Genomic DNA, 23167 nt, shown 5'->3' with positions numbered 1-23167 from the left:
TTAAACGGGCGACTCAACCTAGAAAAGACCAAATACGGGCAGAATACGGAAAATTGGTTCCAGGATACTTGTAGCAGTATCAGAGAAGCTCGCAAGTCCGTTTCGGCGGACGCGAATCACATCGTTATTAAAGAGAATCGGATTCGTTTCAGGATCAACGGGGCGATCCCAATCCACCTCGATATTGCGCTGCGTCAGCGTTCCGTTGGGGTTAATCCGAATGAGCTCAACGGTGCGGCGTGACCGTCTGTTAAACCCTCCGGCTGCCAGAAGTGCCTGGTTCAGAGTCGTGTTTGCCGGAACCTGCACTGCTCCTGGGCTTGTTGCCTCTCCGACAATATTGACGCGAATATTGGTGGGCGAAACATTGGAACCTGTCACCCGCGACATTTCTTCGGGGGTCATTGCCTCTGCTTTGGCAATCGTAATTCGATCGCCGGGCTGCAGGATCAAATCCTGGCTCAGATCGCCTGCCGTGACAAGCTGCCAGAGGTCGAGGGTTGTCGCTTGCATCGTGCCGTTGCGTGCTGATCGCTGGACTTGAACCTTGCGGAGATCTGCCTCTGGCGTCACGCCCCCTGCTGCCTGGATCGCCTGCGTTAAGGTAGCGCGATTGCCTGCCGCACTGTCTAATTTATAAGCGCCCGGACGACCGACTTCACCGATCAGGGAAATATTAATTGCCTGAGCTTCATTAGATGCCAAATTCGATGCAGCAAGCTGCTCAGTTTCTGCAGCATTCATGCTATCTGTGGGCGCAATGACGATCGTATCTCCATCGAGCAGCGTCAGGTTTTGGCTCAGGTCGCCCTGTTCCAACAGCGCCCATAGATTCACCGAAATGATTTCGGGAGTGCCTGCCCGCCCAATCCGCCGCACCTGAACCTGCCGCAGGTTAGCAAGCTGAGTGACGCCGCCCGCCGTTTGAATTGCCTGTGCCACGCTAGGAAGCTGAGCATCGTTGGATGCCATCACATAATATCCGGGCTGTCTCACTTCCCCGGCAACCCCAACCCGCAGCGGACGAGACTGCGCCAAGCCCACTGTAACTCGAATATTTCTCAGTTCGCGCCCGTAAACTGCGGCGATCGTCTGCTCGGCTTCAGCCAGCGTTAATCCTGCAACCGACACATTGCCTACCGCAGGCAGGTTTACTGTTCCATCCACCAAGACACGCTGTGTACCGCTATATTCCGGCACATTGAAGAAGTTCACCTGAATTGCATCACCTGGACCCAAGCGATAAGTCTGATCGACCGCCTCGGCAGACAGTAAATTAGTTGTGGGTTGAGGCGGACTGGTTGGCAGCGATGGCAAAGTAGTGGCTCTTACGGGACTTTCGCTGAATTGAGTTTGAGCAATAGGCTTTGCTGCGGAAACGGTAGGCTGAGCAACTGCGGCTGAGACAAGCTCTATAGGCTGAGTGGCTTCGATCGCAGCTGGAGCAGCAGGAACCGAGCCCATTTGCTGAATATCGGCTTGAGCAATAGCAGGTTCAGCAGGCAAAGTATCCGCTTGAGCCGTTGTGGGCGCAGAGTCGATTTGCTGAATCTTCGCTTCAGCTGTCGTTGTGGCAGACTGAACATCAGACTGAATATTCGCTTCAGCCGTCGTGGAAGTAGGAGCTGCGGCTTGAATTGAAGCAGGAACCGGAACTGATTCCATTTGCTGAACATCGGCTTGGGCAATGCCTTGAGTTGCGGGACTATCCGCCTGAGCCGTGTCTTGAGTGGTCGATTGAACAGCGGGATCAGGATTTGCAGATTGAGGATCGAGGGCGGCCGCCTCAGGTAAGAGTGCTTGGGCAGGTGCGGTGGATAGAGCAGCCGCAGGAGGTGTCGAAGCACGACTGACCGCAGCAAACGTGCTTTCATCAAGACCTACTGAGCGAGCAATCACGCGATCCCAGGAAACATCCAAGCGTTCTGGTGTAGCATTCACTCGAGCAGGAGAACTGGCTCGCATTGGTTGACGAGCTACCGCTTGAGGGCTAGGTGAGCTGCTCTGAGAGGGCGGCAGCGGATACAGTTGTGGCTCAGGCAGATTTACGGCAGTTTGTATTTTCTGAGTATTCGCAGTTGTAGTTAATGTCTTAGCTGATGACAGAGGACGATCGCTTCCCTGTGCCTCTGCTGCATATGCTTCTGGTGGCAATATCGTGGTTGATAGGTCAGCCACCGCATTGTTTTTTTGGGAAGCTGTCTCCGGTGAAGTTGGAGTAGACGCTGGCTGCGAAGGAACGCGGCTGTCTCCCGTGTCGTTTAGGGTCAACAGAGCAAGGGGGCAGGCAGCAAGAGCCGAGAGCTGGATCAAAGCAGAAACACGCATCGATCGACCTGTAATTACGACAGAACATAGCGGATACTGCTACTTACTACAGTCCACTGAGGAAAGTTCAGGATGCCTTTTGCAGGGAAATTCGGAAAACAGAAACTACCACGAAATTTTCACAGTCGATCGCCTTCCCAGCTTTACAAACTCTAGATAGGATATAAAGCATCTATAAATTCTCTCCAGAGGACTTTGCCCCTTCCCCGAGAAATTATGTAGTATCACAGCTATACAAGGTTTAAATCAGCGCATCTTCCGCCTCTGGGTTTCTACCAACTGAGCAGCGAGTAACCCACTCAGCAATTCCCTTCAGGTCATTCAATCAGCTCTATAGCAGACTTGCAAGGCAGAGTTACAAGAGTTTTAAGAACGGTTCTGTACGAACGATTTTGTAAAGCTGCATCACCTGCGAATCAAACGTTCAGGGGAAGTTAACCGGATAGGGATCGTATTGTGCATCTGTCCTGCTTCTACGTTTGATATTTACGCTTAATTTCTCAGCGATACGCTAAAACTTTATCAGGAACTCGATTCGTACACTCTGCTCTCCGAGATATTACTCACGATAGTTCAATCAGTTTTTCCTGATTTGTGATTGATTCACAGTAAGCTACTGTAGCCTATCAGTAAAGCCTCTCTGGTTTCTTTGGTGGGTCTGCCAGCCGGTTTCATAAATCCGGTTTGAATTTGGTCGAAGTAACTCAATTGTTTTGTAGGCTTATTTCTTCAGATTATTTTCATAAGTGTTCCCTGGCTTAAGAATTAAGCCTGATGCATTTTGCTGAAAAAGTATTTGAATACGGTGTTACAGTGCATCACCACAAGCAGTATCTGCTGCATCTCCTTTATTGTTCACTGAGCACCCAAGGTCGCCATGCTCTTGACCTGCCATTCCCTAATAGTGCTATCAACTGCTATCGCATTCGTCGTTAGTTCCATCCCGCTCGTCAACCAGATTGCTCTTAAGCATCACAAGTTTGATTTACCTTCAACCCGAAAGGTCCATCAGCGTCCGATCGCTCGCTTGGGGGGAGTTTCAATTTGTCTTGGTACAATGCTGGCACTGGCTGTGGTCGGACTGTTGGCAAGTGAAAGCATTTTCTCTACTGCCGTTTCCAGCAAAGTTGCTTGGGTGCTGCTTGGCAGTTTTGCTTTTTTCCTGATTGGTTTGGCAGATGACCTTGTTAACTTATCTCCCGTATTGCGCCTGATGATGCAGGTTTTTGTAGCAAGCGGCGTTTGGCTGGCAGGTGTCCGAATTGATTTTTTGACGCTGCCGAGTATCGGTCTGACCCATTTAGGATGGCTGAGCTTGCCAATCACTATCCTCTGGTTGGCAGGAGTCGTCAACGCAATTAACTGGATTGATGGGTTAGATGGTCTTGCCTCTGGTGTTTCCTGCATCGCATCAATCACCGTTGCGATCGTGAGCCTGTTTACTGGGCAACCGACCGTCGCCCTGGTGATGCTTGCTTTGGCAGGAAGCTTGATCGGGTTCCTGTATTACAACTTCAATCCGGCTCACATCTTTATGGGTGACGGTGGCTCGTATTTCATCGGTTTTACGATCGCAGGAATCAGCGTTGTTGGTTTGGTCAAGAGTGCCACAATTACAGCGATCGTTCTGCCGTTCCTGATTTTGGCAGTCCCGATTCTCGACATGGTTGCAGTCATTCTGGCACGGCTCAAAAATGGACAGTCGCCGATGGCTGCCGATAAGCGACATCTACATCACCGTCTACTCAAAATTGGGTTATCGCATCGGTTCACAGTGCTATTCATCTACACCCTGGCGTTATGGACTGGAAGTTTAGCGATCGCGCTAGCTGGCATTCCGAACAGTGTTTTTGTCGTGATTGCCACAACAGGACTGCTGGGATGTAGCTCTTGGCGTGTCTGGAGTCTGGCTCAACAGAGTTAGCCTCAGTTCCTTTTTGCGGGGTACATCTCACCATCTCTTGCCGCTATCTTTTTGCACAGCAATTGTTCACACAGCAGTTGTTTGCAGAGTAGTTCTCAGCAGGGCAATCATCCTTAACCTGATCCCTACGCAAAAAGCAAATCGTTTTTATGAATATTAGCGACTGGCTAAAAAAGAATCCCCAGATCGACTCTAGCTTCATCAGCTCTTCTCCGGAACTGGTTGAGGCTAAAACCCGCGTCAAGATTTCCTTAGTCAATCAATTCTTTCCACCTGACTATGCCCCGACTGGGCAATTGATTGAAGAACTGGCAAAACAGCTTGACCGGCAGGGAGCAGAGGTGGAAGTCTTCACGGGACAGCCGGGGTATGCGTTTCGGGCAGCGAAAGCCCCTGCGAGCGAAACAATCGGTCAGGTTCAGGTGAAGCGATCGCGCACATCCCAGCTGTTTCCTCATCGGATTCGCGGTAAAGCGATCAATGGCGTTCTATTTAGCATGCGCGCTTTCCTCTACTTATTAAATCCGCGCCGTCAAAACAACGTTATTTTGTTAACTAGCGCACCACCTTTTTTGCCAATTCTGGGTTATCTTGCCAGCTTGCTATTTGGTATTTCTTATGTTTGTCTAATCTATGATCTCTATCCCGATATTGCGGTTGAATTAGGTGTAATTTCGGCAGATCACTGGTTGGCTCGATGCTGGCAGGAGGCCAATCGGAAAGTATGGCGGCGATCGAAGGGAGTAATTGTGCTGAGTCCGGCAATGAAAGACCGAATCACCAAGATTTGCCCGGAAATAGAATCGAAAGTTTCTGTGATTCATAGCTGGGCAAACCCCAACTGGATTGTGCCGCTGCCCAAGGAAGAAAACTGGTTTGCTCAGGAACATCAGCTCATTGAGCCATTCACAGTGCTGTATTCCGGCAACATGGGACGTTGTCACGATGTCGATACCATTTTGGAAGCTGCCATTCAGCTGCGCAATGAGCCAGTCCGATTTGTCTGTATTGGAGCAGGCGCGAAGCGGGAAGGACTGATGCAACAGGTGCAGCAGCTCGGACTAAGGAACTTTACGTTTCTGCCCTACCAGGATCGCGATGTACTACCCTATTCGCTAACAGCCTGCGATGTCTCGCTAGTGAGCGTTGCAGAAGGCATGGAAAGTCTAGTTGCTCCTAGTAAGCTGTATTCGGCGTTGTCCTCGGGTCGCCCACTGGCGGTCATCTGTCCCCAGTATTCTTATCTCAATCAGATTGTTGCCGAAGCAGCCTGTGGTGCTAGCTTTAGAAATGGTGATGGGCAAGGACTGGCTCATTTCATCCGATTTTTGATGCATGATCGCCCTAAGGCAGAGGGCATGGGCGCGGCAGGTCGAGCATACTTGCAGAGAGCCTTTACCCCCGAGGCGATCGCCAGACAGTATTTCAAGGTGCTGCGCCGGGCGGCTGCTTAGCATCTGCATGTCCCTGAAAGCCGTTGCTGTAATGCAAGTACCCATCCTCCTCTGTCTAAATAAACTTGCGGTAAACTATTCGTCAGAGGATTGTCATCGGCTCAGGGATATTACTAAGATTCAGGTTAGGAAATGATCAAGCGATGTCATTTTCCTCCAGGCTTTTCAGGGATTATCGCTTCTACCTTTGGTGCATTTTTGGCTACCACTAAGTTACATTCTCGTGCTAGCGAGCCTGGGGACGAAAACCCTATCGTCAGCCTGAATAGAAGCCACAAAAGCTTCTTTTAGCACGGGAACCAGGGTAGGTTTTGGTCAGTTTGATTCACCATCTTCTATCAAAATCATTAGTCTACCTAAGGGCAATATCGAACTGCTGAGTTCATCAACGGTTGATCAACAACTACTGACATCAGCAGGTTGCACTCTAAGCGCAGTAATCGATTGGTAGCCCACGTACTTTGTTGAACGAATTTCCTTTCTACAAGCACACACTTGAGGTAGATTCAACTATGAACTTTTCTCTCAAAGCACTTGCAATTGGCATTGGTGCAGCAGCGGCAGTCGGAATTGCACTGGACGTAAAACCAGCACAAGCAGTTAACCTGACGGGTACGCTGAATTTTTTTGGAAACGGAGACGAAGTCGGAACTGATATCGATTTCAGACCCTTCTTTACTCTTACTCCTGAGACTCCGACTCTTGGCGTACCAGGTGAAGCACTCATTTCTGCAAGCACTGGCTCTTTTGCTGCTGTGTCTTTTCAGTTCGCCTCGATCTTGGACATTCCTCAAAACTTTGTTGGCTCGCAGCTCCTGCTTGATTTTGTCAACAATGATTTTGATTTTACAGTAACGTCCTTAACCCAGGTTTCAACGGGTCTCTACTCCTTCGCGGGGGTGTTTGGTACTGGTACGCCCGGTATTGGTCAGATTTCCACGCAGACTGGAACAACCTTCTCTGGTGGAATCCAGGCTGTTCCCACTCCGGCTCTCGTACCTGCTGCTCTGGGTTTCGGTGCGGCAATGCTGCGGAAGCGTAAGGGCGAAAAGGCTGAGAAGGAAGCGGCTGGCGTAAAGGCTTAAGCTGCGATCGCTATTTCTGCTTAGCTATCGGGGCGCACTATTGAACCAGTAAAATCTGTGTTCATTAGCGGATTAAATTCCGGAGTTTTCGCCCCGATTTTTTGAATTCTTCCTGATAGTAGCTGAGTTGGATGTAGAATGCTCTACTAATGATTTAATTAGCTGTTCATTCTCAATTTCAACTGCAAAGCGCGATCAGCCAATACATAATGCAGCTAAATCGTGAAAAGTCTGTGAATTCAAAATTTGCTGCTGAATTTTGGCAGAAGAAGTTATTAGAATTCAGGCAAGGAAATCATAAACGCTTTGTGGTTTCCTCCAGGATATCAGGTATTTGTTTCTACCTTCGGGTGCAATTCCCACGATCGGGGTGAGTTAATAAGTTTCGAGTAACTCAGTTGCTCCACCTGGAAGAAGGCAAGAAGCATTTTCACAAAATTGTCTTCATTGCTTTGAATAGAAGTGGTTTATCTACTTCTTTTATCCTCGATTCTAGTCTTTGAGTCGTTTATAAGTCATTTCCCTGTTAATTATAGAAGGTGAAAATCATGAATCTCAACTTCGTTCGTTTCGGCTCGGCGATCGTAGCAATGGTTGTTGCAGGGGCAATTGCTAGCCCCGCTGAAGCAGTTTCGCTTGCAGGTAAGCAGCTTAGTTTTGCTGGTGGTGCCAGAATTGATGATCTTGGCAACGGCTTAGACAGCATGCCTGGAGGTCAAATTCGGTTTAACTTTGGAGACTTTGCTAACACAACCTCTGGTACTGCGTTTGTAGTACCGTTTACAAGTGATCCTGTCTTTGGTGCTGGTCCGCTGGCACTTTTGGATCTAACCCTAAATCAGACGAGTGCAACGACATGGAGCCTGGCAACAGCTTCTGTCCCCAGCTTTATCACTGGGCTAGCAACGGGTGCTCCAGGAGCATTTGATCTCACTCGCTTTGATCTATTCCAATTGGGTTCGGGTGATACATTGGCGTTTGAAGCACTTGTCGAAGGCGTCTTTAACCCACCTGGATTGCCCGGTCTTGGAGAGCTAACGACTCAAGCCGGAGCACTCTCGCTAAGGGGGTCTTCCTTCTCCGCCGATATTACCGCAGTTCCGACTCCAGCTCTCCTACCTGCTGCTCTTGGTTTTGGCGCAGCAATGCTGCGGAAGCGCAAGGGTGAGAAGGCTGAGAAGGAAGCGGCTAACGCAAAAGCTTAAGGGTACGATCGTCTTCTTTGTTCAGGTCGTGCATTGAACCAATTAAGATTGTATTCTCCAGTCATTTAGTTATTCGCTGAAATGCTTGTCTCGATTCCTTTCCATGCTTTAAGGGACTTACAGAATCTTCGAATTGAGCTTATCGATTGAAAGACGGCTGTAAGTCCCCGTCAAGAAGAACTATTGAGGAAAGTAAACTTCTTGTCCTGAGCAACTTTTTGGTTTTCTTTTCTCTTCTCTTTTCAACCCACTGGAGCGAAAAGCGATTTATCTAAATCATTGAACCCGATCGCTTGATTTTGATCGGTTTGTGTTCCTCGTTTATTTCTATTTTGGGTAATTTCCTATGGCTTCTGCTTCTACTCCGTCTTCGATGTCTGGTGCTGCGCGTCCTGATCGCATGATGGGCATCTGTCAAATTGTTGGCTTTGTTTGTCTGTTTGGCTTTGCGCTGAATATGCTGGTGCTGTTTCTGCCGCCTCAACTTGGAGATGCCGGATGGCGAGTTGGCTTTTTGCAGCAGTTTGGCGATCGGAGTCTGGTGCTATTAATTGGAGCCGCACTGACGATCGCGGGCAGTTTTGATAGCCGTCGCTGGTTGAAGCAGTTCTCACTGTTCTGTCTGTTTCTCGGCGGAATTTATCTGATTACCTGTTTACTGGTTGTTAAAGATACGCTCAGCCTGCGTCAGCTTGCCGTAAATAATATCAGTGCCCAGGAAACCCAGGTTCAAAACCAGATTCGCAGCGCCCAGTCAAACCCCGCAGCTCTGGGACAAAACATCACCCCAGAAGACCTGCAGCGGGCTTCTCAAAACCTCTCAGGACAGGCAACGATCGCCAAGCAAAACGCACAAACCAATGTGCTGAAAACAGGAATTACCAGCATCATTAATCTGATTACAATCGGGATAGGGCTAGTTGGGCTAGGCAAGTATGGACTGAGTGTTCGTGGACGCTGATTAGGAAATGGTCTATGAGTCCATTGGAGCTCCTTAGAAGCGGTGGCAAATTATGAAAGGGAAAACCGCACAGATAGCGGCAGGCTGGTTTCAGAAGAGCATTAGTACCACTCATCACCGTATGGTGACGTTGGGGCTGCTGGTGGTTGCCTACTGCTTGCCTCTCTGGTTGGCAGACATGGCAGTGAAGGTTTTGCAGGGTTCTAGTGCTGTTCTTTCGGGTATTGCTCTGGGTTTAGGGCTGTTTCGCTTTTGGCAGCAGCGGCAGGAACTGACAACTTTAGAGCCTTCTGAAGGTGATCGCTGGCTAGGCTACTTTTTAATCGGTCTTAGTCCGTGGCTACTCCCTCTTGGATTTGCAAATCCCTGGATTTCTCAGGTCATCTGGATGCAAACCTTGGTAGGAATTGCCTTAAGCAGTTGGGGCACGACTGTGTTTCGACGCTACCCACTTCCAATCTTTCTCATTGTCATCGGGCTGTTTCCAGAACCGACATTAGTTGCTAAGACAATTTGGAAAACTTTTACACCCCCTGAAATGCTTGAGCGAATCATGGCTTGGAGCGGCACAGTTGGCTTGAGGGCAATTGGGCAACCCGCGTCGCAACCTAATGCAGTATCAATCGCACTGCCAGGCGGAACTGTGATGGTCGATTGGGGCTGCAGTGGTTTTAATATGGCAACTGTAATGGCAGTCGCAAGTTTAGTAGTGGGAGTAGCAATGCGAGAATCACCCACCAAGATAGCACTGATAACAGCAATTGGAGTTATCCTTGCATTGCTCGCCAACATCCCTCGAATCATGCTGTTAGCCATGTCCGAAGCCTATTGGGGTAAAAGTGTGTTTGAGTTTCTGCACGGATTCTGGGGCGGTCAGATTTTCTCTGGAACCATGTTTACAATCTACTATTACGTGATAATGGCAATCCACAATGGTAAGTTCTCACGACGTTTAGCCAAGTAGATTGTTGGTGTAATTGGATAAGCACTGCTCAGGCTTAGATATTTGAAGGTGAATCCAAGCTTTCACTGAGCAATGCCCTAGAGCAACTTAGGTCAGTGCCATTTGCCCCTACTCGATTGAGTATCTCTAGGAGCGAATGGCATTTGTCCTAACTGCGGTGCCGTAAGACATGCAGAATTAATAAGTATAGACGCGTGCTACTATAGCCCCTGAAGTGCTTCCCAAAAGTTTCCTCCTAAGTTTTTCTCCTTAAAACTGTTCTGTTAAGAATATTTTGCGTTATTAATCGCTGCTCCTATCGTAAAGATTTCTAATGGTCAGAATGCTGGTCTTGTTTGTGTATCTTGTAGTTTTTATTAATGATTAGGCTGTCTTATAAAGTTTCTGGGAATTCCCAAAAGCGTCCCGACAGGCTCGAACCGCAGTGTAATAGTTATTTAGAGTGAAACAAAAGTTCGTGAACTACAACTCAATATCTCAACTTTGATCTGGAGTTGGGCTTTGACGGTCGTTTGATCTCAGTCCCTCCACCGTAACCTTCTGTTCTTTGTTAGTCAGGGGAGGTCGAATTGCAGAGAAGGTGTGACCGAAATCGAAAACGCTCCCAGCGACGGGCAATCTACTGTCCGATTCACGGATGTTATTTAGATAGTGTCAGCCAGAAGCATCGGCTGTTCACCGATCGCGCGCAGGATTTACAGCAGCGGGGTATGGGACGACAACGATCGCTGCTTTTGATTGCTAGTCGGACAGCAGTCCCCTTGGATAGTGAATGGTTGGAAGCTTTCTGGTGCGAGCAGTGTCAGCAGCGTAAATGGTATCACGTCTGCAAGGTGGGCGATCGACAATACAAGGTTCAGGTTGCTCCAGCTAATCTTTGGCAGCAGGCAGAAGGACTTATCCATCCAGATGGCAATCCTTCAGTAAGCGAGTTCACCCGCCGCCACGCCCGTCGAGTTGGTTATCATGGGATGAAGGACTTTGCCGCGATTTGTTAGTTTCAGAGAAACACCCCCCGGTCATGACGAGACGAATAGGGATGGCGTGGCTTCTTCGTCTGGTTATAGCAGATAGGCTGGAATTGACGATCGCGTGAAAAAACAATTCCTTGGTAGCTTTTGTTCCTCCTCTACACTCTTTTAAAGAGAGGAAACCGAACACTTATAGTCCAGTTTTTAAAGGAGAGATAGGGGGAACTCAAAGCGTGCAGTCTCGCAATAGATGCCTTTAAAACACGATATAAGACACTCGATTCTATTAGAAGGCTTCAGCGCATTGACAGCTTTATTGAGCTACTAGGATAAAACAGTTAATTGCATGAAAAAAGCGTTAATTTGCGGCATCTCAGGACAGGATGGAGCTTATTTAGCAAAATTGCTGCTGTCAAAGGGGTACATTGTCTGCGGTACTTCTCGAGATGCTCAGGTTTCTTCATTTCGGAATCTTGCTCGGTTGGGTATCCGTGATCAGGTCAAGCTTGAGTCAATGGTGCTAACCGACTTTCGAAGTGTGCTTCAAGTACTGCGTAAAATTCAGCCTGACGAAGTCTATAATCTGGCTGGTCAAAGTTCTGTAGGGTTGTCGTTTGAGCAGCCGGTTGAAACCTTGGAGAGTATTGCAACAGGAACATTAAATTTGCTGGAAGCAATTCGATTTTTAGAAGCTCCCATTCGCTTCTACAATGCAGGCTCCAGTGAATGTTTTGGTGATACCGGTAATGAAGCTGCGGATGAGAATACTCCCTTTAGTCCCCGTAGTCCTTATGCTGTCGCAAAGGCAACTGCCTTTTGGCAGGTGGCAAACTACCGTGAAGCATACCATTTGTTCGCTTGCTCAGGAATTTTGTTTAACCACGAATCTCCTCTACGACCCGAACGATTTGTAACCCAAAAAATTATTGCTGCAGCAAAACGTATTGCAGCAGGCAGCCAGGAAACTTTGGTACTAGGCAATATTGCAGTCAAGCGGGATTGGGGTTGGGCACCTGAATATGTAGAGGCAATGTATTTAATGCTCCAACAGGAACAACCAGAAGATTTTGTGATTGCAACAGGGCACTCCTACAGCCTGGAACAATTTATAGAAGCTGCATTCGCTAGCGTTCAGCGCAATTGGCAGAATCATGTTGTAATTGACAAAAGTTTGTATCGACCTACAGACATTCAGGAAGGGCGAGGCAATCCTGCTAAAGCAAAGGTGAGATTGGGTTGGCAGGCACAATATTTGATGCCTGAAATAGTACAAATGATGATGTCAGAATGAAGCTTGCCATTTTCACCTGATCTTGGCGTTCGTTCTAGGTAAAGCAAGTCTAAATAGGTTGAGGGAAGATAGGACATAGCGTTTCTCACCTTTTCTATTAAGAACGATTTCATCGGTTAATGCGAAATCGATCTATGGATATAAAAATTAATTTGTTGCTCTAGAAATCGTATATCTATCTCATGGTAAATCTAAGTAACTCTGAGCAAGAGCTAGTCATTAAAGCTGGGTATTCAGAGGGGCAATATTGGCGTGATCTCTGGCGATATCGGGAGCTGCTCTATTTTTTAGCATGGCGCGACATCTTAGTGCGCTATAAGCAAACGATTATTGGTATCGCTTGGGCTTTGATTCGTCCTGTGATGACCATGCTAGTGTTCACCGTTGTTTTTGGGAGATTAGCCAATTTGCCATCTGAGGGTGCGCCTTACCCGATTCTGGTATTTGCCGCTATGTTGCCCTGGCAGTTCTTTTCTCAATCTTTGGGGGATTGTAGCAATAGCTTACTTGGCAACGCTCACTTACTCTCTAAGGTATATTTTCCCCGGTTATTAGTACCATTAAGTGCCGTGGTTGTGAGCTTTGTAGACTTTTTGCTCTCTGGCATAGTGCTATTGGGTTTAATGATCTACTACCAATATGTTCCAACCTGGCGAGTGTTCACATTGCCACTGTTTATTGTGATCGCGTTTGCTGCTGCGATGGGAATTGGGCTATGGATGGCAGCGTTGAATGTCAAATATCGTGATTTTCGCTACATCGTACCGTTCATATTGCAGTTTGGGCTTTATATCTCTCCAGTTGGCTTTAGTAGCAGCATTGTGCCAGAACAGTGGCGTTTACTGTATTCTCTTAATCCAATGGTGGGAGTCATTGATGGCTTCCGATGGGCAATTCTAGGAGGCAGCTCTGGTATTTACATGCCTGGTTTCTTGCTTTCCCTCTTTTTGGTTGCTGTTTTACTAATTTCTGGAGTTTGGTACTTTCGCAAGGTTGAACGTACATTTGCCGATGTCATTTAGACGTTGTTACTAACGCTCCTCCGTTTCAATTAGTTGCAGTTTGGCAGAAATTTTATGACTCATCCGGTGATTGTTGTTGAGAATCTAGGTAAGAAGTACCTAATTCGCCACGAGCAGCAGAAAAACTACACAACCTTACGTGATACCTTAACCCAAGGCGTACAGTCTCTTTGGAATCGTAAACGAGTTAAGCAGCAGCCAAGCAAAGAAGAGTTTTGGCCGCTGAAGGATCTGTCCTTTGAGATTAAGCAGGGCGAGTGTGTTGGCATTATCGGACGCAACGGAGCCGGAAAATCAACGTTGCTTAAGATTTTGAGCCGCATTACTGAACCCACTACTGGTCGAATTCGGATTAAAGGGCGGGTAGCTAGTTTGCTAGAGGTAGGAACAGGCTTTCATCCAGAACTAACCGGACGGGAAAACATCTACCTCAATGGGGCGATTTTGGGCATGACCAAGGTTGAGATCAAGCGTAAGTTTGATGAAATTGTTGCATTTGCTGAGGTTGAGAAGTTTCTGGATACGCCTGTAAAGCATTATTCGTCTGGAATGTACGTGCGGCTGGCGTTTGCAGTGGCGGCGCATTTAGAGCCAGAAATTTTGATTGTAGACGAAGTATTGGCAGTGGGAGATGCTCAATTTCAAAGGAAGTGTCTCGGAAAGATGGAAAGTGTGGGTAAAGAAGGGCGAACTGTTTTATTCGTCAGCCATCAGATGAGTGCTGTTGAATCTTTATGTAATCGTGCAATTCTTCTACAATCTGGTCAATTGTATCTAGATAGTGGCCCTCAAGCAGTAATTCAATCGTATTTAGAAAGTTCTCATATAATTGCACATCAAGTTCCATTGAAAAAAAGAACAGATCGTCAAGGTAATAATAAAGTAAAGTTTTCGAGTTTTAGAATCTTAGATGAGAATGGAGTTGAAGTAACAGCACTTCAGTCTGGTAAAGACTACTGTTTTGAAGTTGGATATAAAAATATTTTAGATAATATATTGAATAATATAACCCTCAGTATTGACTTCCATGATGAGAGAAACACAAGAGTAATGATGTTGAAAAATAAATTTACAAATGATCTTTTCCATTTAACTCCTGGAGATGGTCATTTCTATTGCAAGATAAAAGATTTACCATTAGCTAATGGGACATACCGAATTGCGCTATTTCTTTCAATAGGAGATAACGAAATACTAGACTATATTGAAGATGCCGTATCTATAGACGTTGATGGTGGAGATTTTTTTGGTACAGGAAGCCCAGGTTTACCCAGCCATTGCAAAATTTTAGTTAGAGCTGAATGGTCTAAAGCAAGTTCTAGCCTTTCGACTGTAAACTATTAAACAATTAAATGCTTTTCAGAGTTAAAAATCACCTTCTAAGAGGAGAAGCAGTGGCTTGTGGACTACCGATAGTTGCAAGTGATATTCAAGGTATTCCTAAAATTTTGAATTAGGCGAGATTTCAGGAGGCTTAATTGTACCAGTAGATGATTCAACAGCATTATTACCTGCTTCTTCAGAAACCCTCATTCACATTGCGATGATTCGACTGATGTTACGCAGGTTTGCCTGAATCTTTTGCTACTCCCTCCGTATTTCTAAACATTCTCTAAGGTGTCCTAAAAATGTCTGTACCGATTGTTTTTATTCATAAATCTAATAGCTATTACTTGTTAGTTAGTTTAGATCAGGCTAGAAGGACGAATCCTGATTCTGAAATCCATTTAATCGGTGATGCTAGCAACGATCGCTATAGCTTTGTTCATCATCACAAAATTTCTGATTATCTTCAGGAAGCTCAGCAATTTTCAGAAATCTATCAACACTTCAACACAAATCCGTATGAATTCGAATTGTTTTGCTTTCAAAGATGGTTTATTTTGAATGAGTTTTTAAAGTTAAACAACATCAAGAGCTGTTTTTACGTTGACTCTGATGTAATGTTGTACACAAATATTTCATTAGAGAAGCAAAGATTCGAGAGGTTTGATATTACCCTCTCTTATCCGCCATGCTTCGATTCGCCTAGCCCCCATTGCATGTTTATCAATCAGTCTGAAACTTTAGATGACTTTTGCAAATTTACTAAAAACATTTATTTAGATGAAGCTTTGATGAAAATTATGAAATTTCAATTCGAGAAATGTAATGGATATGGCGGAGCTTGTGACATGACTGCTTTTCGAGAGTATTGGTTTAGTGAACGTAGCTCTATTGGAAATACAGCAATTACCTTAGACAATTCCATCTATGATCACAATATCAATGAACCAAATGGATTTGAAACGCAGTATGGAATTAAAAAGATTTACTGGATTAGTGGCGTACCGTTTTGTCAATGTGTCGAATCTGGTGAGAAAATCCAAATTAAACTTTTACATTTTCAAGGAATAGCAAAGCCTTTAATGAAAAACTACTGTAGCCATAAAACCACTGTAATAAAGTATTACATGAAACAATTGAGGAGTAAGATCGCATATTCGGCGAAAAAGTACGTTAAACCTTCTAAAATTTTTGCTTTATAAGAATAAAATCTTTAATAGGTATCAATATAAAGCAAAATTTTCAATGTTTAAGAATTAACAATCTATCGTTAGAATTTACTCATGACACTTTCTACTCCTATCGGCTTTCTTATTTTCAATCGTCCTGATTTAACCAAGCAAGTTTTCGCGGCAATTGCTAAGGCAAAGCCTAAACAACTATTCATCATTGCTGACGGTCCACGGTTAGATCGACCAGGTGAAGCTGAAAAGTGTGAAGAGACTAGGAAGATTGTTGAGAAAATAGATTGGGATTGTGACGTCCTAACTAACTTCTCTGATATAAATCTAGGCTGTGGTCGCCGTGAAGCAAGTGGTTTTGATTGGGTCTTCTCCCAGGTAGAAGAAGCAATCTTTCTGGAAGACGATACCTTACCAACACCGTCATTCTTCAGTTTCTGTGAAGTAATGCTTGAGCATTATCGTGATGATGAACGGGTGATGCATATTAGTGGGGATAACTCATACAACCAAAATAGGACAGAACATAGCTACTACTTCTCAAAATACATCCATTCCTGGGGCTGGGCATCTTGGCGACGAGCTTGGAAACATTATGACTATGCTATGAAAACTTGGCCCCAATTCAAGCAAGGCAAGTTTTTACAGTACATCTGTGATGACTCCTACGAACTCCAATACTGGACCGAACTGTTTGACCAGATGTATGAAGATCCTCAAGTTATAGATACTTGGGACTTTCAATGGCTTTACGCCTGCTGGTCTCAAGGAGGATTAGCCATTGAACCTAACCGAAACATGATCTCCAATCTAGGATTTAATCGTTTAGATGCTGCTCACACTTCTGGTGATGACCCAAGAGCAAATTTACCCACAGATGATATTTGGGGGATTACCCATCCTCCTTTTTTAGTAAGGCATCGAGAAGCCGATCAATACTCCTTTGACAAAATCTTTGGTGGAAAAGAGATGAAGGAACAAGACAAGCCACTGGTGAAGTTTCGTCGTCACTTGTCCTCACTAAAGCAGAAAGTAAAAGTGGGTTTAGGAGCATAGTGAAATCAAAGTGCAGCGGTGATTTAGCAGGAATCAGTACTGATGAACGTTTTGCACATCAACCAATCAGACCTTAATGGCGGAGCTGCAATTGCTGGATATCGTCTGCATCAGGCTCTTCTAAATTCTGGAGTTGATTCAAAATTGCTAGTTGGCAATATTCAGACTCCTAGCAAACGAGTTGCACTTGTTCCTCGTAAACCGCGCCTTGAAACAAAACTTTCTCAATTCGCTTGGAAGTCCGGTTTAAACTATCTTAACTATTTAGGTAGTTTTAATATTGCAAAACATTTGTTCTATCGAGAAGCAGATCTTCTCAATCTACATAATTTACACACTGGTTATTTTAGCTATCTCGCTATTTCTAAACTCGCAAAGACAAAGCCTGCTGTTTTTACCCTCCATGATATGTGGAGCTTTACTGGGCATTGCGCTTATAGCTATGACTGCGATCGCTGGAAAATTGGCTGTGGTCGTTGTCCTTATCCAGATACCTATCCAGCTGTTGCTCGAGATAGCACTCAATTGGAGTGGAAGCTAAAGAACTGGGCTTATAGCCGTTCTAATCTCACTATTGTTACGCCGAGCCGTTGGTTAACCGAGCAAGCTCAACAGAGCATGCTGAACCAATTTCCAATTCACCACATTCCCAACGGTGTAGATACGCAATCTTATCAACCCCTTGATCGATTGCTTTGTCGTTCAGCTCTTGGTATCCCTCTTAATAAAAAAGTATTGATGTTTGGGGCAGAGAGCCTTAAAGATTCTCGTAAAGGGGGAGACTTGCTATTCAGTGCATTACAATCTCTTCCTAATTCACTCAAAGCGGAAACTATATTGCTAGTCTTTGGAAATTCTGGAGAATCCTTAGCTGAAGGACTTGAAATCCCAGTAATTAGTCTGGGATATGTTAGTAGCGATCGCATCAAATCCATTGCCTATTCTGCGGCAGATCTGTTTATCTTCCCTACCCGTGCTGATAACCTCCCTCTAGTTTTGCAGGAAAGCATGGCTTGTGGCACGCCAATGGTATCGTTCAAAATTGGGGGAGTTCCTGATTTGGTACGTCCAGGAGTCACCGGATACTTAGCATCTCCTGAGGATAGCAACGATTTTTGCAATGGCATTGTTCAACTCTTGGAAGATGAGGACTTGCGCGATCGCATGAGCCAAAATTGCCGTGAAATTGCTCTTAAAGAATACGCTCTTGAAACTCAGGCTAAAAGATACATCGACTTATACCAGCAGGTATTAGCCAAATCGTAGCCAGTCTAAGTCAAGTTCTTAGGAATAGCAAAGCCAAGGAACAAGTCAATACTATGCATTCATCAATATGTTTAACTAAGTTTTCTAGGCTAATCACCCAATCCTCAAAAGCTGCACCTTCCCGTCCTCCAACTTGAACTTCAATTTTAGAGAGAACATTGAGATTCCTATGACAGAGAGAATCAACAATTATTGTACAGACTTGAGCAGGTAAACAATGAAAGCGTTATTGCTTATGTAATCGACATCATGGGAAGCAGTTTATTAAAAATAATTATTATTTTTGAGGCTAAATCAACTACAACGTGCTACAGGATATACATAGTTTGAAAAGAAATTTACGCATTAGCGTGATTACACCAAGCTACAATCAATGTCAATTCATAGAGGCAACAATTCGCTCTGTTATATCACAAGAGTATCCAAACCTAGAGTACATTATCATAGATGGTGGAAGTACAGATGGAAGCTTAGAAGTCATAAAAAAATATGACTCTTACATTACCTATTGGGTTAGTGAAGCCGATCGAGGACAATCCCATGCAATTAATAAAGGGTTTGAAAAGGCAACAGGTGATATCCTTTGCTGGATTAACTCTGACGATATGCTCAAACCCGGTGCTCTAAATTTTGTTGCTCAGGCTTTATCTGAATCATCTAACGCTAGCTGGCTAGTGGGTGCCAGTGAGCTTATAGATAGTGAAGGGTCTTTGATAAGCGTGCGAGATCCTGGATCTATTACGCACCAAGCTATGCTCAACTGGTTTGATAACTGGTTTCCACAGCAGTCCACGTTTTGGACACGAAGAATGTGGGAAGTTTCAGGTCCCCTCAATGAAAAGCTTTACTATGCCATGGATTATGCTTTGTGGCTAAAAATGAATAACCAAAACCCACCTATCACAACCAAACAAGTTCTTTCATCCTATCGTTTCCACAATGATGCTAAATGTTCAACTAATTACTCTGCAATTGGCAAGGAAATAATTCAAACGCTCCAGTATCATCTTAATCATTCTTCTCCATCTAATGAACTTACCCGAATGGCGAAGAAAAGTATATCTACGATTGGGATTACTCTAGCTTACAAAGATGCACAAGAACAACGATATTCACAAGCTAGAGAGCTGCTCACTTATTGCTTGCAAACTTCTTCAAAAGATTTAAGGTTAATAGTTTTATACATAAAATTGCTTTTAAAGGAGTGGAACTTTAAATGAATGAGCTTGGCAGGAGGTTAATCAAGAAATCAAGAGCTAGCTGATCTTGAGACTTAAATGAGGTTGTATACCTAGAAGAAGGCTTGAATCTATGTTTCAGACCCCAGATTTAATTCAGTGAGGACGAAACGATAGCCATTGATCACCTGCAATGATTAACAAGTCTTCAAAACTTTGTCGTCTCACTTCAGTATTCCTTAACGTTACCTAGCTCTTTATAAAATAAACTTTACGATTCATCGTTTCAGAATTGTATGTATGTCTAGAGAAGGCAGTTGCCAATGAAAAAAGTTCTCTTCATCTCCCATGATGCCTCTCGCACAGGTGCTCCCATCCTTCTCCTCAACTTTTTGCGATGGTTCAAGGAAAACACTAACATTCCATTCAAAATTATCCTTGGTAAAGGTGGTCCTCTAGAAGCAGAGTTTGCCGAACTTGCTCCAGTTACAGTTTATAGGCAATACCGTAGAGACCGCCTGTCCCAAACCGTCTTAAATCGACTCAGCCTGTATCGTCTCAAGCAATACTTGGCACGCGATGATATTGGGCTAATTTACGCTAACACAATCACCAATCATCACATCCTGAATCAACTGGCATTTCTGCAATGCCCTGTCATCAGCCACGTGCATGAGTTAGAATACATTATTCACCTAATGGCGGGTGATCAGTTTGCGACAACAAAATCACTTACCACTCATTACATTACCGCATCAAACGCAGTCAAAGACAACTTGGTAAGTCGCCACCTTATTCCCCCAGCCCATATTGACACCGTTTACGGATTTGTCCCCGTTGCTAACTTGAAACCCAATATAGCTTTAAGCAAGCGGGATACCATTCGTGCCCAGCTACATCTACCTGACAATGCTTTTGTCGTTGGCGCATCGGGAACATTGGGCTGGCGAAAAAGTCCCGATCTTTTTATTCAGCTTGCCCAATCAGTTCGTCGGAAATATCCGGAAGCACCCATTTACTTCATGTGGATTGGTGGAGATGAAGGTGAGCATCTCCGCTATTTTGAACTACGCTACGACATCCAGCGATTAAACCTGGAGCATTCAATCCGCTTTTTAGGTAACCAGCCGAATCCTTTGGAATACTTCGCTGCCTTTGATGTATTCGCCCTACTTTCTAGAGAAGACCCCTATCCCTTAGTATGCCTGGAGGCAGCCCTACTAGAAAAACCAATTCTCTGTTTTGATAACTCAGGGGGTGAGAAGGAATTCGTTGAAGACGATTGTGGCTTCGTCATTCCTTATTTGGACATTGAAACCACTGCCGACAAAATTCATCTGTTGTTGGAATCTCCCGAATTACGTCAACGTTTTGGGCAACGAGCAGCACAGAAAGTTAGAGAGCGCCATGATATTTCAACCGCAGCTTCTCAACTGACCCAGATCATTCAACGGTTTTACCAGTAAAGGTTCCTACCTCCTCGATTATGCCTAAAGTCAGCGTCATTGTTCCTAACTACAATCATGCATTATATCTGGAACAGCGCATTCAGAGCATTCTTAACCAGACGTACCAAGACTTTGAACTGATTTATCTTGATGATGCTTCTACAGATCACAGCAACGAAGTCTTTTCCCAATTTTTAAACAATTCTCGCATCCGCGCCATCTATAACGAAACCAATAGTGGTTCCCCTTTCAAGCAATGGAATAAAGGCATTAAACAGGCCAACGGCGAGTATATCTGGATTGCTGAATCTGATGATGCTGCTGACCCTCGGTTCTTGGAAACCTTAGTTACCCTTTTAGATACCCATCCCGCCGCTGGGGTAGCCTACTGCCAATCTCGCCAGATCGACTCAACCAATCAACTCAAAGGTACGATGCACTGGTGGACAGATGATCTAAGTCCAATCCGGTGGCGACAAGATTTCTACAATAGTGGGAAGGAAGAGTGCCAAAACTACTTGTTAATCAAAAATACAATTCCTAATGCCAGCGCAGCCTTGACGCGTACTCATTTATTTGAACAGATCGGCTATGCAAACGAATCCATGTTTCTTTGTGGTGATTGGCACACCTGGGTTCAGCTACTCCTTCAAACAGATATCGCCTTCACTGCAGAAGAACTCAATTACTATCGTATCCATACGCAATCCGTCAGAGCAAAAGCCGATCGCAGCATGCTCTATTTAAAGGAAAGAATGCAAATTCTCTCATTCTTAAACGAACGGCTTGAATTGCCTGAAGAAGCCGTAGAGATTGTAAAAAATAAATTAATCCGTGATTGGCTAATTCTGATTTTTGCCATTCGTAAGTGCCTAAACTTTAAAGAAGATACAAGCTTCTATCAACTCTTTAAAACCATTGATCCCCTAGTTGAACCACGGTTAGTCAAGCAGTTTAATAATCTTTTCTCTAAGAAGCTGGTGCGCCATGCCAAAGAATGGGTTCAACATTCAACTAACTATATAACAGGTCTAAATAACTCGTAAAAAGGGATTGAAGGGACCTTTCTCTGATCTGGAAAATTCTTAATCCTAACAATTCGACATTGCTATAGCGTTTAGCAAAGGAGTAGGCAACATGATCTATATCGTTGTTGAAGGCTTAGTTACACCAACAGGATTTAAAAATAACTCGGCTAGAAACTTGTTGGTTGGCCTACGTGAACTCGGAATTGAGTTTACCATTATCGACTGCCAATCAGAGATAGAACCTGCTCATCGATCAACTTCCTTTGCTCAAATACAAACCTGTGAGCTCGGCCCCTATCTTTCTGTAAATCTTCCTATTGTTAAATCCTGGCGTGATCCCAACTGCGTCCAGTTTTTCCGCAACTTAATTGATTCCCTGCCTGATTCACAGGGTATCTTTCACATCGTAGAAGCGTATGGATACCTGGGATGTTGGCTAGCCGCCTTAAAATCTACAGCGTTTAAAGTAGTATTCACAGCACTTGACTATCACTGGCTTTGTAACCTTTCCTGGCTGATCACCCGGCAAGGTAAACAGTGCTCTGGACCGCAAACTGTAGATGCCTGCCTAGCTTGTAGTTATGACCATCGCGAGCCTCTAAAAGCCGCTGTCCTAAAAGGCATGTTATTTGCCAGCACTCTGCCCGATTCGCTCCTCTGGTTTGTTCCTGCAAAAATCAGCCAAGACATTCAACAAATCGAAATCCGCCGTCAGATTGTTGACACCCGTCTCGCTACATTCCGGCAAGAATTCAATCAAGTTGATGCTGTGATCGCCCCTTCCCTAGCTTTAGGTGAAATCTTGATTAACAACGGTTTAGCTCGGGAAAAGATAGTGCATATTCCCTACGGCACTCAATCAGGACAAAGACTTTCTGTAAAGGATCGCCCACCGTTACATGAGGCGGTTGTGTTTGGCTTTATTGGTCGAATGTCTTTTGATAAAGGAATTGATATTTTAATTGACACGTTAGCCAAACTACGACGGAAAACAGCGAGCAAATTTCGGCTAGTAGTTTTCTCAAGTCTGAAAGCCAAAACTGGCTTTGAACATCAAATTATGAAGAAAATTCAAACTAATGCTTGGATTTCAATTGGCCAATTTGATGGACGCAATCCACAGTCGATTGATGCAGCCCATCGGCAAATTCACTTTCAGGTCGCTCCTAGCCGTTGGACCGACAATCTACCCAACGCTGTTTTGGAAGGCATAGAGAGGAATACACCTGTGATTGCTCCCAATTACGGAAGCTTTCCAGAAATGATTATTCATGGCACCAACGGTTGGCTCTACAACTCATCGGATCAATTTGAGGCGCTGCTAGCTGAAATTGTACACAATCCAGAGAAGTTTTTAGCTCTTAACTATGAACATCCCAGTCAGCGGTATCCAATCGCTGAAGCTCAGGATGTTTCAACCCTCTATAACCAGCTCTTAGACCGTGCACCCGCCAAGTTTTAAGCACTAACAATTGCTCT

At 44.8% G+C, this 23167-nt stretch carries 18 protein-coding genes; 17 read left to right on the top strand and 1 reads right to left on the bottom strand.

Annotated features, from left to right (window positions below; genetic code table 11):
• Positions 1–18: 18 nt before the first annotated feature.
• A complete protein-coding gene (locus NDI45_RS10985) occupies positions 19–2328 on the bottom strand; it encodes an SLBB domain-containing protein (RefSeq protein WP_348247338.1) in 2310 nt (769 codons plus the stop codon).
• Between the two features lie 904 nt (positions 2329–3232).
• Between NDI45_RS10985 and NDI45_RS10980 the strand changes: the two genes are divergently transcribed.
• The 17 genes from NDI45_RS10980 (at position 3233) to NDI45_RS10900 (ending at position 23150) form a co-directional block, all read left to right on the top strand.
• A complete protein-coding gene (locus NDI45_RS10980; protein WP_348247337.1) occupies positions 3233–4252 on the top strand; it encodes an MraY family glycosyltransferase in 1020 nt (339 codons plus the stop codon).
• A gap of 149 nt (positions 4253–4401) precedes the next feature.
• Positions 4402–5706 (top strand): glycosyltransferase family 4 protein, encoded by a 1305-nt coding sequence (locus NDI45_RS10975; protein WP_348247336.1) that lies wholly within the window; start codon positions 4402–4404, stop codon positions 5704–5706.
• A 512-nt stretch (positions 5707–6218) separates the two neighbouring features.
• Entirely contained in the window at positions 6219–6791 is a 573-nt protein-coding gene (locus NDI45_RS10970; protein WP_348247335.1) for a PTPA-CTERM sorting domain-containing protein, read from the top strand.
• 548 nt (positions 6792–7339) lie between these two features.
• On the top strand, positions 7340–7996 hold the full coding sequence (locus NDI45_RS10965; protein ID WP_348247334.1) for a PTPA-CTERM sorting domain-containing protein: 657 nt from the start codon (positions 7340–7342) through the stop codon (positions 7994–7996).
• Positions 7997–8342: 346 nt separating this feature from the next.
• Positions 8343–8957, top strand: coding sequence for a hypothetical protein (locus tag NDI45_RS10960; protein WP_348247333.1), 615 nt, complete (start codon positions 8343–8345; stop codon positions 8955–8957).
• A gap of 52 nt (positions 8958–9009) precedes the next feature.
• Positions 9010–9921 carry a cyanoexosortase C gene (gene crtC / locus NDI45_RS10955; protein WP_348247332.1) on the top strand — a complete coding sequence of 304 codons (912 nt, stop codon included), beginning with the start codon at positions 9010–9012 and terminating at the stop codon, positions 9919–9921.
• A gap of 569 nt (positions 9922–10490) precedes the next feature.
• Positions 10491–10919 (top strand): hypothetical protein, encoded by a 429-nt coding sequence (locus NDI45_RS10950; protein ID WP_348247331.1) that lies wholly within the window; start codon positions 10491–10493, stop codon positions 10917–10919.
• Between the two features lie 319 nt (positions 10920–11238).
• Positions 11239–12183 carry a GDP-mannose 4,6-dehydratase gene (locus NDI45_RS10945; protein ID WP_348247330.1) on the top strand — a complete coding sequence of 315 codons (945 nt, stop codon included), beginning with the start codon at positions 11239–11241 and terminating at the stop codon, positions 12181–12183.
• 182 nt (positions 12184–12365) lie between these two features.
• Positions 12366–13205 carry an ABC transporter permease gene (locus tag NDI45_RS10940; protein ID WP_348247329.1) on the top strand — a complete coding sequence of 280 codons (840 nt, stop codon included), beginning with the start codon at positions 12366–12368 and terminating at the stop codon, positions 13203–13205.
• Between the two features lie 54 nt (positions 13206–13259).
• The gene (locus NDI45_RS10935; RefSeq protein WP_348247328.1) at positions 13260–14549 is read left to right on the top strand and encodes an ABC transporter ATP-binding protein; all 1290 of its coding nucleotides are present in this window, start codon (positions 13260–13262) and stop codon (positions 14547–14549) included.
• Between the two features lie 284 nt (positions 14550–14833).
• The gene (locus tag NDI45_RS10930) at positions 14834–15733 is read left to right on the top strand and encodes a hypothetical protein (protein ID WP_348247327.1); all 900 of its coding nucleotides are present in this window, start codon (positions 14834–14836) and stop codon (positions 15731–15733) included.
• An 81-nt stretch (positions 15734–15814) separates the two neighbouring features.
• Entirely contained in the window at positions 15815–16768 is a 954-nt protein-coding gene (locus tag NDI45_RS10925; RefSeq protein ID WP_348247326.1) for a glycosyltransferase family 2 protein, read from the top strand.
• A 42-nt stretch (positions 16769–16810) separates the two neighbouring features.
• Positions 16811–18034 (top strand): glycosyltransferase family 4 protein, encoded by a 1224-nt coding sequence (locus tag NDI45_RS10920; RefSeq protein WP_348247325.1) that lies wholly within the window; start codon positions 16811–16813, stop codon positions 18032–18034.
• Positions 18035–18360: 326 nt separating this feature from the next.
• The gene (locus NDI45_RS10915; protein WP_348247324.1) at positions 18361–19254 is read left to right on the top strand and encodes a glycosyltransferase family 2 protein; all 894 of its coding nucleotides are present in this window, start codon (positions 18361–18363) and stop codon (positions 19252–19254) included.
• 281 nt (positions 19255–19535) lie between these two features.
• On the top strand, positions 19536–20678 hold the full coding sequence (locus NDI45_RS10910) for a glycosyltransferase family 4 protein (protein WP_348247323.1): 1143 nt from the start codon (positions 19536–19538) through the stop codon (positions 20676–20678).
• Between the two features lie 20 nt (positions 20679–20698).
• Positions 20699–21706 (top strand): glycosyltransferase family A protein, encoded by a 1008-nt coding sequence (locus tag NDI45_RS10905; RefSeq protein WP_348247322.1) that lies wholly within the window; start codon positions 20699–20701, stop codon positions 21704–21706.
• Between the two features lie 91 nt (positions 21707–21797).
• Positions 21798–23150 carry a glycosyltransferase gene (locus NDI45_RS10900; RefSeq protein WP_348247321.1) on the top strand — a complete coding sequence of 451 codons (1353 nt, stop codon included), beginning with the start codon at positions 21798–21800 and terminating at the stop codon, positions 23148–23150.
• Positions 23151–23167: the final 17 nt, after the last annotated feature.

This window comes from Leptolyngbya sp. GB1-A1 (assembly GCF_039962475.1).
In the GTDB taxonomy this organism is placed as follows: Bacteria; Cyanobacteriota; Cyanobacteriia; order Elainellales; family Elainellaceae; genus Leptolyngbya_A.
Note: the sequence above shows the minus strand (reverse complement) of the source record. Positions and strands in the feature narration are given on the sequence as shown.